Origin of the sequence: Pseudomonas sp. URMO17WK12:I9 (assembly GCF_900230165.1) — a bacterium.
GTDB lineage: Bacteria > Pseudomonadota > Gammaproteobacteria > Pseudomonadales > Pseudomonadaceae > Aquipseudomonas > Aquipseudomonas fulva.
This window is the reverse complement of the sequence record NZ_OCMQ01000001.1, coordinates 1-15,182: the sequence shown is the minus strand read 5'-3', so window position 1 is coordinate 15,182 and position 15,182 is coordinate 1. Positions and strand designations below refer to the sequence as shown.

The 15,182-nt window shown below is 62.7% G+C and carries 14 protein-coding genes and 1 pseudogene; 7 read left to right on the top strand and 8 right to left on the bottom strand.

Annotated features, from left to right (window positions below; all coding sequences use genetic code 11):
• Positions 1-30: 30 nt before the first annotated feature.
• Positions 31-588: a hypoxanthine-guanine phosphoribosyltransferase gene (locus CRP40_RS00075; RefSeq protein WP_027916613.1), complete on the bottom strand. Its 558-nt coding sequence runs from the start codon at positions 586-588 to the stop codon at positions 31-33.
• Between the two features lie 163 nt (positions 589-751).
• Here CRP40_RS00075 and upp point away from each other — a divergent pair, with 163 nt between their 5' ends.
• Positions 752-1,390: a uracil phosphoribosyltransferase gene (gene upp / locus CRP40_RS00070; RefSeq protein WP_027916614.1), complete on the top strand. Its 639-nt coding sequence runs from the start codon at positions 752-754 to the stop codon at positions 1,388-1,390.
• Positions 1,391-1,392: 2 nt separating this feature from the next.
• On the top strand, positions 1,393-2,667 hold the full coding sequence (locus tag CRP40_RS00065) for a uracil-xanthine permease family protein (protein ID WP_023534705.1): 1,275 nt from the start codon (positions 1,393-1,395) through the stop codon (positions 2,665-2,667).
• Positions 2,668-2,722: 55 nt separating this feature from the next.
• Here CRP40_RS00065 and hemH read toward each other — a convergent pair whose 3' ends face one another.
• Both hemH and CRP40_RS00055 read right to left on the bottom strand, forming a co-directional pair.
• Positions 2,723-3,739 (bottom strand): ferrochelatase, encoded by a 1,017-nt coding sequence (hemH, locus tag CRP40_RS00060; RefSeq protein WP_027916615.1) that lies wholly within the window; start codon positions 3,737-3,739, stop codon positions 2,723-2,725.
• 13 nt (positions 3,740-3,752) lie between these two features.
• Entirely contained in the window at positions 3,753-4,658 is a 906-nt protein-coding gene (locus CRP40_RS00055) for a TIGR01777 family oxidoreductase (protein WP_027916616.1), read from the bottom strand.
• Positions 4,659-4,845: 187 nt separating this feature from the next.
• Here CRP40_RS00055 and CRP40_RS00050 point away from each other — a divergent pair, with 187 nt between their 5' ends.
• The 5 genes and pseudogenes from CRP40_RS00050 to CRP40_RS00030 all read left to right on the top strand — a co-directional run bounded on the left by CRP40_RS00050 (position 4,846) and on the right by CRP40_RS00030 (position 9,920).
• On the top strand, positions 4,846-5,832 hold the full coding sequence (locus tag CRP40_RS00050; protein ID WP_027916617.1) for an NAD(P)/FAD-dependent oxidoreductase: 987 nt from the start codon (positions 4,846-4,848) through the stop codon (positions 5,830-5,832).
• A 97-nt stretch (positions 5,833-5,929) separates the two neighbouring features.
• Complete coding sequence (locus tag CRP40_RS00045) at positions 5,930-6,898, top strand: DUF523 and DUF1722 domain-containing protein (protein ID WP_027916618.1); 969 nt, start codon at positions 5,930-5,932, stop codon at positions 6,896-6,898.
• Positions 6,888-7,788 (top strand): annotated as a pseudogene (locus tag CRP40_RS00040) (MerR family transcriptional regulator). Before CRP40_RS00045 ends, CRP40_RS00040 begins: the two are co-directional and overlap by 11 nt.
• On the top strand, positions 7,779-9,197 hold the full coding sequence (gene phrB, locus CRP40_RS00035) for a deoxyribodipyrimidine photo-lyase (protein ID WP_027916619.1): 1,419 nt from the start codon (positions 7,779-7,781) through the stop codon (positions 9,195-9,197). Before CRP40_RS00040 ends, phrB begins: the two are co-directional and overlap by 10 nt.
• A gap of 21 nt (positions 9,198-9,218) precedes the next feature.
• On the top strand, positions 9,219-9,920 hold the full coding sequence (locus tag CRP40_RS00030; RefSeq protein ID WP_033695226.1) for an SDR family oxidoreductase: 702 nt from the start codon (positions 9,219-9,221) through the stop codon (positions 9,918-9,920).
• A 43-nt stretch (positions 9,921-9,963) separates the two neighbouring features.
• Here CRP40_RS00030 and murI read toward each other — a convergent pair whose 3' ends face one another.
• From murI to hemA, 5 genes are read right to left on the bottom strand one after another with little or no spacing between them, the layout of a single operon-like run.
• A complete protein-coding gene (gene murI, locus CRP40_RS00025; protein WP_027916621.1) occupies positions 9,964-10,761 on the bottom strand; it encodes a glutamate racemase in 798 nt (265 codons plus the stop codon).
• Complete coding sequence (locus tag CRP40_RS00020) at positions 10,754-11,509, bottom strand: molybdopterin-synthase adenylyltransferase MoeB (RefSeq protein WP_027916622.1); 756 nt, start codon at positions 11,507-11,509, stop codon at positions 10,754-10,756. The genes murI and CRP40_RS00020 overlap by 8 nt, the downstream gene beginning before the upstream one ends.
• Positions 11,503-12,333, bottom strand: coding sequence for a peptide chain release factor N(5)-glutamine methyltransferase (gene prmC, locus CRP40_RS00015; protein WP_027916623.1), 831 nt, complete (start codon positions 12,331-12,333; stop codon positions 11,503-11,505). Before prmC ends, CRP40_RS00020 begins: the two co-directional genes overlap by 7 nt.
• Positions 12,333-13,415 carry a peptide chain release factor 1 gene (gene prfA, locus CRP40_RS00010; RefSeq protein WP_027916624.1) on the bottom strand — a complete coding sequence of 361 codons (1,083 nt, stop codon included), beginning with the start codon at positions 13,413-13,415 and terminating at the stop codon, positions 12,333-12,335. Before prfA ends, prmC begins: the two co-directional genes overlap by 1 nt.
• On the bottom strand, positions 13,412-14,689 hold the full coding sequence (gene hemA, locus CRP40_RS00005) for a glutamyl-tRNA reductase (RefSeq protein WP_027916625.1): 1,278 nt from the start codon (positions 14,687-14,689) through the stop codon (positions 13,412-13,414). The genes prfA and hemA overlap by 4 nt, the downstream gene beginning before the upstream one ends.
• Positions 14,690-15,182 lie beyond the last annotated feature (493 nt).

Here is a 15,182-nt window from a genome sequence, read left to right as displayed (position 1 = left end):
TGCTGCACGCGGGCGGCAGGCAGGCTGCGCTCAGAGCCCTTTGACGGCGAAGATGCCGTTGGCGTTGCGCCAGTAGCCCTTGTAGTCCATGCCATAGCCGAAGATGTAACGATCGATGCACGGCAAGCCCACGTAGTTGGCCTTGAGGTCCGGGCTGGCCTTGCGGTCGTGGTCCTTGTCGATCAGCACGGCCGTGTGCACGGCGCGGGCGCCGGCATGCTTGCAGAAGTCGATGATAGCGCTGAGGGTGTGGCCCTCGTCGAGAATGTCATCGACAATCAGCACATCGCGGTCGATGAACGAGACTTCCGGCTTGGCCTTCCAGAACAGCTCGCCGCCACTGGTCTGGTTGCGGTAACGGGTGGCGTGCAGGTACGAGGCTTCCAGCGGGAACTGCAGGTGGGTCAACAGCTTGCCAGCAAAGATCAGGCCGCCGTTCATCACGCAGAACACCACGGGGTTCTTGTCGTGCAGTTCTTGGCAGATCTGCTCGCCGACCTTGGCGATGGCCGCTTCGACTTCGGCTTCGGTGTACAGGCAGTCTGCTTCACGCATGACTTGACGGATATGCTCGAGATCGGCGGACATGGCGCTCTCCAGGAGGTGCATTTTGGAAAAGCGGGCAAAGGTACGCATCCGCTCGTCACAGATCAAGCGTTTATGGACTAACGTGCAAAATGATCAGACGACAGCACAGGCTGAATAGATTAATCTAGCGCGGTTTTTTTGCCCGCCTTTCGGAGCCCCCCCTATGCCCACTCGTGAGATCCGCCATCCGCTGATCCGCCACAAGCTCGGCCTGATGCGCCGTGCTGATATCAGCACCAAGAATTTTCGCGAACTTGCCCAGGAAGTCGGCGCCCTGTTGACGTATGAGGCCACCCAGGACCTGCCACTGGAAACCTACGAAATCGACGGCTGGTGCGGCAAGGTTGCCGTGGAAAAGATCGCCGGCAAGAAGATCACGGTCGTGCCAATCCTGCGCGCAGGCATCGGCATGCTCGACGGCGTGCTCAGCCTGGTGCCGGGTGCCAAGGTCAGCGCGGTGGGCGTGGCCCGCAACGAAGAGACGCTTGAGGCCCACACTTACCTGGAAAAGCTCGCGCCGGACATCAATCAGCGCCTGGCACTGATCATCGATCCGATGCTGGCCACCGGCGCCTCGATGGTCGCCACCATCGACCTGCTGAAAAAGGCCGGTTGCCGGGAAATCCGCGCCATGGTCCTGGTTGCTGCCCCAGAGGGCATTGACGTGGTACACAAGGCCCACCCGGATGTGCAGATCTACACGGCCTCCATCGACCAGCGCCTGAACGAACATGGCTACATCGTCCCAGGCCTGGGTGATGCCGGCGACAAGATCTTCGGCACCAAGCAAAAGGACGCCTGACCATGCAGGACGGCTACAACGACCCGCTCTGGCGTCAGGTCGTTTCAGGCGCGCAGATGCTCTTCGTGGCATTTGGCGCGCTGGTGCTGATGCCCTTGATTACCGGCCTGGACCCTAACGTCGCGCTGTTCACCGCAGGCCTTGGCACCTTGCTGTTTCAGCTGGTGACCGGGCGTCAGGTGCCGGTCTTCCTGGCATCGAGCTTTGCCTTCATCACCCCGATCATTCTCGCCAAGGGCCAGTTCGGTCTGGCAGAAACCATGGGTGGCGTCATGGCCGCCGGGTTCGTCTACACCTTCATGGGCCTGATGGTGAAGATCAAGGGCACAGGCTTCATCGACCGTATGCTGCCCCCGGTGGTGATCGGCCCGGTGATCATCTCCATCGGCCTGGCCATGGCACCGATCGCGGCCAACATGGCGATGGGCAAGGCTGGCGATGGTAGCGTGCTGCTGCCCTACAGCACCGCCATGCTGATTTCCATGCCGGCCCTGCTGACGACGCTGATCGTGGCCGTGTTCGGCAAAGGCATCTTCCGCCTGGTGCCGATCATCGCCGGCGTGCTGGTGGGTTTTGCCCTGTCGTTCGCTTTCGGGGTGGTCGACACGGCGAAGATTGCAGCGGCGCCCTGGCTGGAATTGCCCAACTTCACCGCCCCTGCCTTCAACTGGCAGGCCATCCTGTTCATCGTGCCCGTGGCCTTGGCGCCGGCCATCGAGCATATCGGCGGGGTCATCGCGGTGGGCAGCGTGACGGGACGGGACTACCTGAAGACACCGGGCCTGCACCGCACGCTGCTGGGTGACGGCATCGCCACGACGGCAGCCGGCCTGTTCGGCGGACCGCCCAACACTACCTACGCCGAGGTGACCGGCGCGGTGATGCTGACCAAGAACTACAACCCGAAGATCATGACCTGGGCTGCGGTGTTCGCCATCACCCTGGCCTTCATCGGCAAGTTCGGCGCCCTGCTGCAGAGCATTCCGGTGCCTGTGATGGGTGGCATCCTCTGTCTGCTGTTCGGCTCGATCGCAGCCGTCGGGCTCAATACCATGATCCGCCACAAGGTCGACCTCGCCGAAGCGCGGAACCTGGTGATCGTGTCGGTGACCCTGGTATTCGGTATCGGCGGCGTGCTGGTCGGCAGCGGTGACGGTCCCGACGACTGGGGCCTGAAGGGCATCGCGTTGTGCGCCATCGTGGCGATCGCGCTCAACCTCATCCTGCCAGGCAACGATGCCTGGAAGCACAAGCAGCAGGATGATCAGTTGCCTTGACGCCTGAGTCGCCTGGTCTGGCGCCGTCCTCGACGGGGCCAGACCAGGCGGGCCATCAAGCGTTTTCGCAGAGCTTGGCCAGCACCCTCACCCATTCCGGGTGTTCGTTCATGCAGGGCACCAGCACCAGCTCCTGACCACCGGCTTCGACGAATTGCTCGCTGCCGCGCATGCCGATTTCCTCGAGCGTCTCGATGCAGTCAGCCACGAAGGCCGGGCACATCACCAGCAACTTCTTCACCCCGGCCTGGGCGATTTCGTCCAGCCGCGCTTCGGTATAGGGTTCGATCCACTTGTCCCGGCCCAGCCGCGACTGGAAGGAGACCGACCACTTGCCCGCTGGTATGCCCAGCTTCGTCGCGAACGCCCTGGCCGTAGCCAGGCACTGCCCGCGGTAACACACGGCACGCACTTGGGCGCTGGCACCTTCGCAGCACTCGGGCGCTCGCAGGTCATGCCTCGTACCGCTGGGGAAGAGTTTCTTCAAATGGCGTTCGGGCAAGCCATGGAAGCTGAGCAGCAGGTGGTCATAGTCCTGCTCCAAATAGGGCCGGGCACTGGCGACCAATGCGTCGATGTAGTCTGGATCATCGTAGAACGGTTGCAGCACGCGCATCTGCAGCGGCAGTTGCTGCTCGGTGATGGTCTGCCGGGCGAGCTCCACGACGGTCGTTACTGTGCTGTCGGCAAATTGTGGGTACAGGGGCGCCAGGGTGACCTTGCGTATACCCTGCGCCGCAAGCCGCTCCAGTACCTGGGGCAAGGCTGGCTCACCGTAGCGCATGGCGATTTCCACCGGCCCGTGAGGCCAGTGATCGACCATGGCCGCTTGCAGGCGACGGGTAAGCACCACCAGCGGCGAGCCCTCGTCCCACCAGATCGAGGCATAGGCGTGGGCGGACTGCTCGGGACGCTTGATCAGTATCAACGACACCAACAGGCGCCGGATGGGCCAGGGCAAGTCGACCACATAGGGGTCCATGAGAAACTGATTGAGGTAGCGGCGAACATCGGCTACCGACGTGGAGGCCGGTGAACCCAGGTTGACCAGCAGCAAAGCGTGATCGGTCATGCAGCATCCTATGTCAGAGGCGGCTGGACAAATTGCCCAGCGCCGATTGCAGATCGTTGAAGCGGAACGTGAACCCGGCTGCCAGCAACCGCGTGGGGTAGGCGCGCTGGCCACCGAGCAGCAGGTTCGACATCTCGCCCAGGCCAGCTTTCAGCAGCAACCCAGGCAGGGGTATCACGGCAGGTCGGTGCAGCGCCCTGCCCAGCTGCTTGGCAAATTCACGGTTACGCACAGGCTCAGGTGCACAGGCATTGTAAGGGCCGCTGGCGTCGGTGCGCTGCAAGAGAAAATCAATCAGGGCGATCTGGTCGTCTATGTGGATCCAGGGCATCCACTGCCGACCGTTGCCTATCGGCCCACCTAATCCCAACTTGAAGGGCAAGCGCAGGCGAGACAGGAAGCCGCCGTCGCTGGCCAGCACCAGCCCTGTACGCACCAGCACCACCCGAATGCCCTGCGCTTGTGCACGGCACGCCGTTTCCTCCCAGGCGATGCACAGTTGGCTGGCGAAGTCTTCGACCACCGGCGGGGCGTCTTCGGTCAACTCACGTTCGCCGCCGTCACCGTACCATCCCACGGCCGAACCTGAGATCAGCACGCCCGGACGCTGCTCACGCCTGCCCAGCCATGCCAGCAATTGCTCCGTAAGGGCGATGCGGCTTGACCACAGCAGGTTGCGCCGAGAGGCCGTCCAGGGTCGATCGGCAATCGGCGCACCGGCCAGATTCACCACGGCATCAATGGGGTCGGCCGCTTCCAGTTCATTGAGCTCGGCAATGCCTCTGACACCGTCGCCGCAAAGCGTCGCCACCGCCTCGGGACGTCGACTCCACACGGTGAGCCGATGCCCTTGAGCAAGCCAGTGACGGCACAAGTGCCGGCCTATCAATCCGGTGCCGCCTGTCAGCAGGATGTGCATGGCAGTGTCCTCATGGAATAAGGCAGTGGTCTATTTTTAACATCAAGGCACTTTCTAGCGCCCATGCTCTCCGATAAACATAGGCCAACCAATCGTTACTTGCGGAATATACTTATACATATTTTTATGATTGTACAGGTTTGCCTGACAGCGTAATCTGCGCATAGCAAGGTTTTAAGAGGCCATCATGACCATACCTATTGCCATCATCGGGGCTGGCATTGCCGGCCTGTCAGCCGCCCAGGCACTGCAGAGCGCCGGGCAGACCGTGCACCTTTTCGACAAGGGCCATGGCAGCGGCGGGCGCATGGCCAGCAAACGCAGCGAAGCCGGTGCACTGGACTTGGGGGCGCAGTATTTCACCGCCCGTGACCGCCGCTTCGTCGAAGAACTGCAGCACTGGGTAGCCGCCGGCTGGGCGGCGCAGTGGAAACCACAGCTGTACAACTACCGCGACGGGTCACTCACCCCCTCCCCCGATGAACAGACCCGCTGGGTGGGCGTGCCACGCATGAGCGCCATCACCCGCGGCCTGCTCAAGGACATGACCGTAAGCTTCGCCTGCCGTATTACCGAGGTCTTTCGCGGCAAGGACTACTGGCACCTGCAGGACACCGAGGGCTGCAGCCATGGTCCATTCCGCCGTGTGGTGGTTGCCGTACCGGCGCCACAGGCAACGCCCCTGCTGGCAGCCACGCCAAAGCTCGCAGCCGTGGCCGCCGGGGTGCAGATGGAGCCAACCTGGGCGGTGGCGCTGGGCTTTAAGGCCCCTCTGGATACGCCCATGCAAGGCTGCTTCGTCCAGGAAAGCCCGCTTGACTGGCTGGCACGCAACCGCAGCAAGCCGGGGCGCGACGAGACGCTGGACACGTGGGTACTGCACGCCACTTCCAACTGGAGCCGACAACACATCGACCTGTCCAAGGACGACGTCGTCGAGCACCTGCGCGGCGAGTTCGCCGAACTGGTCGGTTGCGCCGTGCCTGAGCCCGCGTTTGCCCTGGCCCACCGCTGGTTGTACGCCCGCCCCGGCAGCCATCACGAATTCGGCGCCCTGGCCGATGCCGACCAAGGGTTATATGCCTGCGGGGACTGGTGCCTGTCCGGACGGGTGGAAGGTGCCTGGTTGAGTGGACAAGAGGCCGCGCGCCGTTTACTTGAACACTTGGACTGATCGGCTATCTACACCTTAAGGGTTCGCACCGGACCCACTATGTGCTGGAATATTCCTGTACATGACTGATAAGTTGTACAGGTTTACGGAGGCAGCTATGCACGACCCTGCAGTTCACCACAAGCCGCGCATCGCTATCAGTGCCTGCCTGACCGGGCATAACGTGCGTTACAACGGTGGGCACAAGTCCTCGGACCTGTGCCGCACCCAACTGGAAGAACATTTCGAATGGACGACGGTGTGCCCAGAAATGGCCATTGGCCTGGGTGTACCGCGCGATCCAATCCGGCTGGTGGGCGACCCTGAACATCCTGAAGTCGTGGGCACGCGCAACCCTGACCTGGACTATACGGGTCCGCTGCGTGATTACGGTAAACAGATGGCCGCCGAACTTGATGATGTTTGCGGCTACATCTTCATGCAGAAGTCGCCCTCGTGCGGTCTTGAGCGTGTCAAGGTCTACCAGGACAATGGTCACCCGGCCATCAACCGCGGTCGCGGCGCCTATGCGCAGGCTTTTTGCGAGCTAAGGCCAGACCTGCCGGTCGAAGAGGAAGGCCGCCTGCACGACCCTGTGCTGCGCGAAAACTTCATCAGCCGCGTGTACGCGTACGCCGATTGGCAACATCTGCTTGAGCAAGGCTTGAGTCGCCATGCGCTGCTGGCTTTCCACTCCCGCTACAAGTACCTGCTGATGGCGAACAACCCGCAGGCTTATCGCACCTTGGGGCGCATGCTCGGCAGCATGAGCAAGGACGACGATACGGCCGTTGTCGCCCCCCGCTATTTCTCGGAGCTGATGCAGGCTTTGCGCCGCTGTGCCAGCCGTGGCACACACGGCAATGTGTTGCAGCATCTGAGCGGCTACTTCAAAAACGCCCTGACCCCTGCCGACAAAGCCGAGCTGCAGACGTTGATCGGACAGTACCAGCAAGGGGTCGTGCCTTTGATCGTACCGCTGACCCTGCTCAAGCATCATCTGCGCAACCACCCTGACCCCTACCTGCTGCAACAAGCCTACTTGCAGCCTCATCCTGAACGCCTGGGACTACGTAATGCGGTCTGAGATTCTTCTACCAATTGGTGAGCTGGCCCGGCGCACGGGCGTCAACCCGGTCACCCTGCGCGCATGGGAGCGGCGCTACGGGCTGCTCAAGCCACAGCGCACACCCAAGGGGCATCGACTGTACCCGGTCGAACAGGTCGAGAGAGTGGAAGCGATCCTGGCCTGGTTGCAGCGTGGTGCATCGGTCAGCCAGGTGGGGGATTTGCTGGACAAGCCACTCAGCACCCCACCCACCGGGGATTGGCAAACCCGTCAGTTCCAGATGCTCGAAGCCATCGCCAACTTGTCGCAACGGGCGCTGGATCATCAGTTGAACCAGGCCATGGCGCTCTACCCTGCCGTCACGTTATGCGAGCAGTTGCTGCTGCCTTTGCTGGACCTGCTGGAACTGCGCTGGCGCAATTACTTCAACGCCCGGCTTGAGCAGGTGTTCTTCCATACGTGGTTGCGCAGCAAACTGGGCGCGCGGGTGTATCACGACAATCAGCTGCTACAGGGCCCACCGGTTCTGCTTGCCGAAGACAGTGACCGAGGCTTCGACCCTGGCCTGTGGCTCTGCGCATGGCTGTTCACCAGCAATGGCTTTGCGGTGGAAATCCTCGAGCAAGCCGTGGCCGGTGCGCAGTTGCAGAGTGCAGCTGCGGCCTTGAAGCCGCGCGCGGTGCTCCTGAACCTCGGCCCGCGCATCGACACCCGCGCGTTGCAGCGCACGCTCCAGAACCTGCAGCTGCCCACCCTTGCCGGGGGAGCCTTGCTGGCGCTGCATCAGGCCCAACTGGGCTCGCTCGACCTGCCTCACCTGCACACCTTCGATACCCCTCAAGCGGCCTTGCAGTTACTGCAAGGCCTGTGACTGCCAGCCTGGAGAGATTCCGATTTCATGCATTTGACCTGGCTTCGCAGTGACCTACGCGTTACCGACAACACCGCCCTGAGCGCCGCCAGTGAACGTGGCCCAACCCTGGCCCTGTGGCTTATCAGCCCTGGTCAATGGCAGGCCCATGACGATGCGGCCTGCAAAGTGGATTTCTGGCTACGCAACCTGCGCGAGGTGCGCCAGTCGCTTGATGCGCTCAACATCCCATTGCTCATACGCACGATAGACACCTGGGATGATGCGCCTCAGGCTGTGCTCGACGTCTGCCGGAAGCATCATGTCCAGAGCGTTCACTGGAACGAGGAATACGGCATCAACGAGGCCCGCCGCGACACGGCCACGCGCCAATTGCTCGAAGCCTCCGAGGTTCAGGTTCACAGCCACCTCGACCAGCTCCTGTTCCGGCCCGGAACGGTGCTGACCCGCAGTGGCGGCTACTTCCAGGTGTTCGGCCAATTCAAGAAAAACTGCCTGGAACACTTGCACCGCAGCCTGCCCTCAATGGCCTCACCGGTTAAACGTCAAGCCCCGACATCAATCAAGAGCGACCCGATTGCGCACCATGTCGACCCCTTCGAAAAGCCCGCAGACGCGCTGCGCAAGCATTGGCCTGCTGGCGAGCAGGAGGCTCAGGCAAGGCTTGCCCGATTCACCGACGAGGTCATCGACGATTACGAGACGTTGCGTGATCTTCCTGCTCGCGAGGGCACCAGTCAGCTGTCAGCCTACCTTGCAGCGGGGGTCATCTCACCCCGCCAATGCCTGCATGCCGCGCTGGCCCACAACCGAGGCGAGTTCGACAGCGGCAGCAGCGGCGTCCAGACCTGGATCAACGAGCTGCTCTGGCGCGAATTCTACAAGCACATCTTGACGGGCTATCCCCAGGTGTCTCGGCATCGTGCCTTCCGTGCGCACACCGAGGCGTTGCCGTGGCGTAAGGCACCCAAGGAATTCGAAGCCTGGCAGCAGGGCCGAACCGGCTTCCCGATCATTGATGCGGCCATGCGCCAGATGCTGGCCACCGGCTGGATGCACAACCGGCTACGCATGCTGACCGCCATGTTCCTGAGCAAGAACCTGTTGATCGACTGGCGGCTGGGGGAACGTCACTTCATGCGCCATCTGATCGACGGCGATCTGGCGGCCAATAACGGCGGCTGGCAGTGGAGCGCATCCACCGGCACCGACTCGGTCCCCTACTTCAGGATCTTCAACCCCGTGTCGCAGTCCCAACGTTTTGACCCCAAGGGCCGCTTCATTCGTCAGTGGGTACCTGAATTGCAGGGCATTGACGACAAAAATATCCACGACCCCGGAAAATGCCACGGCTTGATTGATGCTAACCTCTATCCCACTCCTATCGTCGATCTTCACAGTAGTCGACAGCGGGCGCTCCAGGCTTTCAAGGAGTTGCCCCGCTAGTCGTGTATAGAGGGCAATGCCGTGGGTGGCTCACGCAGTTTTTGGGTTACGGGCGCAACGGATGGGCTGGGCCTGGCACTGGTCCGCAATCTTTTAGCTAATGGGCAGCGGGTCGCCGCCAGTGCAGGTGCAAGCGAGGAACTCGATCGCTTGTGCTTGCACCATGGCGATCGCTTGCTGCGGCTTCCAGGCCAGTTACATCAGCAGCCCGATGCTGACGAGGCAGGCCGCATGATCGGCGACGCCTGGGGCTCATTGGATGGCTTGATCCTGAATGCCGCCACCTGTGATTACGTGCTCCCTGGTACCTCGGACAGCGAGTTGTTCGAGCATCTGATCACCACCAACCTTCAGGCGGCACAGCACTGCCTCGAGTACGCCACGCCCTTGCTGGCCAAGGGCGATACGCCCCAGATAATGGCGGTTTTCAGCCGCTACTCCGCCACGCAGCTCTACGCGCCGACGCAGTTTCCTGCCGGCTGGAACAACGCCGTGCAGTGGGTAAGGGAGCAGCGTTCATCGTTGCTCGCCAACGGCATAGCGCTGACAGTGGTAGCGCCGCAGTCCCTGAAAAACCCTGTGACGGCTGCCAGCGCGGTGCCGGAAGACTGGACCGCCGACACAGCGGCGCTGGAGCTTCTGGCGCGCTTGCCTGCACGTGAGCCTGAGCTGGTGCTCGAGACGCTGAACCCGTCGAATCTCTGGCCGCTGCCGCAGCACTAGCTGCGAGGCTCAACACACCGTGCAGTCATGCAGTGCAGCGTGCTCAGGACGTGAAACGTTCCACGTCTTGAGAGGTATGCCACAGCACCGGAAGGATATCCATCAACGCGCGTGGATCGCCGCTGGTCCAGAACCGCGTTGGCCGAGCCGGGCCGGGTGCCAGCAGATCAGCACCCGCGAGCAGGCGTTCGAGTTGGCGCGCCACGGCTGCGCCCGTATCGATGACGGCCACGTGGGACGGCACCGTTTCAGCCAGCAAGGGTTTCAGGAACGGATAATGCGTGCAGCCCAGTATCAAGGTATCGCAGCCCGCCGCCAGAAGCGGTTCAACGTACCTGCCCAGCAACGTGCGTAACACCGGGCTGTTCAGGTCTCCCGTTTCGATCAGTTCGACAAGCCCGGGGCAAGGCTGGGTGATCACCTGCACGTTGCTGGCAAAGCGATCGAGCAAGGCGGCGAACTTGGCACTTTGCAAGGTTCCGGTCGTGGCCAGCACGCCGACTATCCCTGAACGGGTGGCCGCTGCGGCAGGCTTGACCGCCGGCTCCATGCCCACGATCAGCCAGTGAGGATAGTGCGCGCGCAGATCAGCCACCGCAGCCACGGTAGCCGTGTTGCAGGCCAGTACCATGGCCTTGGCGCCTTGTTGATGCAAGAAGGCGGCGATGTGGCGGCAGCGTTCACGAATGTAGTCCGGGGACTTTTCCCCGTACGGCACATGGCCACAATCCGCGAGGTAGTGGAGCGTTTCGTTGGGCAAGCGTTGACGAATCTCGGCAAGCACCGACAGCCCCCCCACCCCGGAGTCCATCACCCCGACCGGCCCCTCGCGCTCAGCCATCGCGCTTGCCACACACCGCGCAGCCAGGGTCGCGTTTGACCCGCAACTCACGGATGCGCGTGCCCAAGGCGTCGATCAGCAACAGTCGCCCTACCAAGGGTTCGCCAAAGCCGGCCAGCAGCTTCATGGCCTCCAGCGCCTGCAAGCTGCCCACCAGACCCACCAAGGGGCCGATCACGCCAGCCTCGCTGCAGGTCAGCTCGGCCTCGCTGCCATGGCCATACAGGCAGTGATAGCAGGGGCTGTAGTCCCGGCGCGGGTCGAACACCGACAGCTGGCCTTCCAGGCGTATTGCGGCGCCACTGACCAAGGGCTTCGCGGCCGCCACGCAGGCCGCGTTGACCGCCTCACGTGTACCGAAGTTATCCGAGCAGTCCAGGACCAGGTCCACTGCCGATACGGCAGCGGCCAGTGAGTCTTCATCCAGCGCCTGGCGGTGGGCGACCAGGTCGATTTCCGGGTTGATCGCCTGCAAACGTTGCAGGGCCGAGTCGACCTTGCTCATGCCCACGCTGGCACTGTCATGGATGACCTGGCGCTGCAGGTTCGTCAGGTCGACCGTATCGAAATCCGCCAGGTGCAGCTCGCCAACGCCGGCAGCTGCCAGATACAGCGCCACAGGCGAGCCCAGGCCACCGAGTCCGACGATCAGGGCCTTGCTCTGCTTGAGGCGCAGCTGGCCGTCGATGTCGATCTGGGACAGCAATACCTGCCGACTGTAGCGCAGCAGCTCCTGGTCGCTCAGCATGGCAAGCGCCCCACGGTGATGCGCTGGTGACCGCCCAGGTCGATGCGGCTGCCCACCTCGACAAAGCCGTTTTCCCGCAACAGCACCTGGACGGCATCAGCCTGGTCGTAACCATGCTCGAGCAGAAGCCAACCGCCAGGGGTGAGGTGGCTCGGCGCCTGGGCGGCGATGACCCGCAGGTCGTCAAGACCGTCGACCCCGGCTACCAGCGCGCTGCTGGGCTCGAAGCGCACGTCACCGTCGACCAGATGCGGGTCTGAAGCCGCGATGTAGGGTGGGTTACTGACGATCAGGTCGAAGCGCTCGTCGGCAAGCCCCTCAAGCCAGTGGCTGACCTGGATGCGGACGTTGGCCAGGCCAAGCCGCTGGCGATTGCGCTCGGCCAACGCGGCGGCCTCGGGCACGCGATCCACCGCCGTTACCTGCCACGCCGGTCGCTCGCTGGCCAGCGCCAGGGCAATTGCACCGGTGCCGGTCCCCAGGTCGAGCACCCTGGCCGGCAGCGCAGGCTGCAACTCCAGTGCCGTCTCGACCAGCAGTTCGGTGTCCGGGCGCGGGATGAGCGTATGCGGGGCCACTTCCAGATCGATCTTCCAGAAGCCCTGCTGGCCCAGGATATAGGCCACAGGCTCCCCTTCCCTGCGCCGCTGCAGGTAGCCGGCGTAGGTCTGGGCAGCTTCGCTGCTGACGATGCGCTCTGGCCATGTGTGCAAATAACTGCGCGACTTGCCAAGCGCCGCCGCCAGCAGCAGCTCGGCATCCAGGCGCTCGGTAGGCGAGTCGGGTAACTGCGCGTTGCGCAGCAGGCTGGCGATGATGGTCATCAGTCCCCCAGTGCAGCCAGTTGGTCGGCCTGGTATTCGGCCAGCAGGGGCTCGATCACCGCATCGACCCCACCGGCCAGCACGTCGTCCAGCGAGTACAAGGTCAGGTTGATGCGATGGTCCGTGACCCGACCCTGTGGATAATTGTAGGTGCGGATGCGTTCGGAGCGATCCCCGGAGCCCACCAGCAGTTTGCGCTCACTGGCGATGGCGTTCTGAGCGGCGCTGGTCTGCATGTCGTTCAACTTCGCCGATAACCAGGACAAGGCGCGCGCACGGTTCTTGTGCTGGGAACGCTCTTCCTGGCATTCGACGACAATGCCTGTGGGCAAGTGCGTGATGCGGATGGCCGAGTCGGTCTTGTTCACGTGCTGACCGCCCGCGCCGGACGCGCGGTAGGTGTCCACGCGCAAGTCGGCTGGGTTGATCTCGATGGCCGCTTGTTCATCCGGCTCCGGCAAAACCGCCACGGTGCAGGCCGAGGTGTGGATGCGGCCCTGGGATTCGGTTTCAGGGACGCGCTGTACACGGTGCGCGCCGGACTCGAACTTGAGCTTGCCGTACACGTTCTCGCCCTCGACGCGGGCGATGATTTCCTTGTACCCGCCGTGCTCGCCTTCGTTCTCGGAAAGGATCTCCAGCCGCCAGCCGCGCTTTTCCGCGTAGCGCGAATACATGCGAAACAGATCGCCCGAAAAGATCGCCGCTTCGTCGCCACCCGTTCCAGCGCGAATCTCGAGAAACACGTTGCGCCCGTCGTTGGGGTCCTTGGGCAGCAACATGCGCTGCAGTTGCGACTCCAACGCCACCAACTGGTCCTTGGCCTCACGCACTTCCTCCACGGCCATTTCACGCATGTCCGGGTCGCTGTCCTTGAGCAGCGCCTGGGCGCTTTCAAGATCATCCTGGACCTTGCGCCATTGCTGATAGGCCGTGTGCACCGGCTCGACTTCGGCATATTCGCGGGAATAGGCGCGAAAACGTGTCTGGTCGGAAATGACCTCGGCATCACCGAGCAAGGCGGTGAGTTCTTCGAAGCGGTCTTGGAGAATGTCCAGTTTATTGAGCAGCGACGCTTTCATTGCAGGGATTTGTCCGTGGAGCCCTCGTCGAGGGCAAAGAGTTCCTGGGCCATGGCCAGCGCATCGAGGCGGCCCTCGGCCGAGAGCTTTTTCAGCTGCACGCTGGGCGCATGCAGGAGCTTGTTGGTCAGGCCGCGCGCCAATTGGGCCAATACGTCTTCAGGGTTGCCACCATTGGCCAGCAAGCGCTGGGCCTTTTGCAGTTCTTCATCGCGCAGTCGCTCGCTTTGCTGGCGGTAGGCCCGGAGCACATCGACAGCGGCCAGCTCTCGCAGGCGCACCATGAAATCCTCGGCCCCCACCGCCACCAGTTCTTCGGCGGCCTGGGCAGCGCCCTGGCGGCTCTTGAGGTTTTCGGCAACCACGTCATGCAGGTCGTCGACGGTATACAGGTACACATCGTCGAGCTCGCCCACTTCGGTCTCGATGTCGCGCGGGACGGCGATATCGACCATGAAGATGGGTTTGTGTCGGCGCTGCTTGAGGGCGCTTTCGACGGCGCCCTTGCCCAGAATCGGCAACTGGCTGGCGGTGGAGCTGATGACGATATCGCTGTTGGCGAGTTCCTGGGGGATATCGGCGAGCAGCACGGCATGTGCGCCGAACTGTTCGGCCAGGGTGCTGGCGCGCTCGAGCGTACGGTTGGCCACCACGATGCGGCGTACGCCCTGCTCGTGCAGGTGGCGAGCGACCAGGGTGATGGTCTCGCCGGCGCCGATCAGCAGTGCCTGGCTGCGGGCGAGGTCGCTGAAGATCTGTTTGGCCAGACTGACGGCCGCGAAAGCGACCGACACGGGGTTTTCGCCGATGGCGGTGTCGGTACGGACCTGTTTGGCGGCGCTGAACGTGGCCTGGAACAGGCGCCCGAGCAGCGGCCCGACGGTGCCGGCCTCGCGGGCAACGGCATAGGCGGATTTCATCTGGCCGAGGATCTGCGGTTCGCCGAGCACCAGTGAGTCGAGGCCGGAGGCGACGCGCATCATGTGCCGGACGGCGTCGTGTTCTTCATGCACGTAGGCGCTGGCACGCAGTTCGTCGAGGCTGAGGCGGTGATAGTCGGCCAGCCACTGGAGCACGGCATCGGCCGACAGTTGGTCCTGCTCGATGTAGAGCTCGCTGCGGTTGCAGGTGGACAGGATTGCTGCCTCGCGACTGGTGGTGAGGCGGCAGAGCTGCTGCAGGGCGTCCACCAGCTGCTCCGGGGTAAACGCCACGCGCTCGCGTACGTCTACCGAGGCAGTCTTATGGTTGATACCAAGTGCAAGAAAGGCCATGCAAGATCGCTGGTTGTGACAGGAAGCCGATAATTGTCCTCTTTCGCAGGTTGCAGGACAACCACCGTTCGCTATCGAGGCGATAGTGTGGCGGGGTCGAGGTGATCTTGCCGATACGCTGTGGACTTCCGGCGCTGGCCTCCAAGGTTGTAGTTATTCAGCTATTACCCGCCCCTTGATGGGGCGCTCAAGGCGACAGTACGCGCGCCTGACTTGCACCGAGCTACAACTTCTTCACGTTCAAGGTCGCTATCGGGCCTTGCGCTGCGTACGTGCTTCCAACACAACCTCTCATGACTCTTGAGTTCAATACTGACTCCCCCTTACTCCATAGCGTTTAATCTTGCTTTTGATCTTGCTTTTGATCTTGCTTTTGATCTTGATCTTGATCTTGCTTTTGATCTTCGCGACTTCAGAAGGCCGAACGCAGGTCTTGCGGAGGGAGGTGACAGGCATGGATGCCTGTCAAGCGCTGGGCCCCAGGATGGGGCCT

Bases quoted from the DNA above. Each gene is read 5' to 3' on its own strand.
- CRP40_RS00050 (WP_027916617.1), top strand. From the start codon at position 4,846: ATGACCATACCTATTGCCATCATCGGGGCTGGCATTGCCGGCCTGTCA.
- phrB (WP_027916619.1), top strand. From the start codon at position 7,779: ATGCATTTGACCTGGCTTCGCAGTGACCTACGCGTTACCGACAACACC.
- prmC (WP_027916623.1), bottom strand. From the start codon at position 12,333: ATGACCATCATCGCCAGCCTGCTGCGCAACGCGCAGTTACCCGACTCG.
- murI (WP_027916621.1), bottom strand. From the start codon at position 10,761: ATGGCTGAGCGCGAGGGGCCGGTCGGGGTGATGGACTCCGGGGTGGGG.
- hemH (WP_027916615.1), bottom strand. From the start codon at position 3,739: ATGACCGATCACGCTTTGCTGCTGGTCAACCTGGGTTCACCGGCCTCC.
- CRP40_RS00045 (WP_027916618.1), top strand. From the start codon at position 5,930: ATGCACGACCCTGCAGTTCACCACAAGCCGCGCATCGCTATCAGTGCC.
- upp (WP_027916614.1), top strand. From the start codon at position 752: ATGCCCACTCGTGAGATCCGCCATCCGCTGATCCGCCACAAGCTCGGC.
- CRP40_RS00065 (WP_023534705.1), top strand. From the start codon at position 1,393: ATGCAGGACGGCTACAACGACCCGCTCTGGCGTCAGGTCGTTTCAGGC.
- prfA (WP_027916624.1), bottom strand. From the start codon at position 13,415: ATGAAAGCGTCGCTGCTCAATAAACTGGACATTCTCCAAGACCGCTTC.
- CRP40_RS00055 (WP_027916616.1), bottom strand. From the start codon at position 4,658: ATGCACATCCTGCTGACAGGCGGCACCGGATTGATAGGCCGGCACTTG.
- CRP40_RS00020 (WP_027916622.1), bottom strand. From the start codon at position 11,509: ATGCTGAGCGACCAGGAGCTGCTGCGCTACAGTCGGCAGGTATTGCTG.
- CRP40_RS00075 (WP_027916613.1), bottom strand. From the start codon at position 588: ATGTCCGCCGATCTCGAGCATATCCGTCAAGTCATGCGTGAAGCAGAC.
- hemA (WP_027916625.1), bottom strand. From the start codon at position 14,689: ATGGCCTTTCTTGCACTTGGTATCAACCATAAGACTGCCTCGGTAGAC.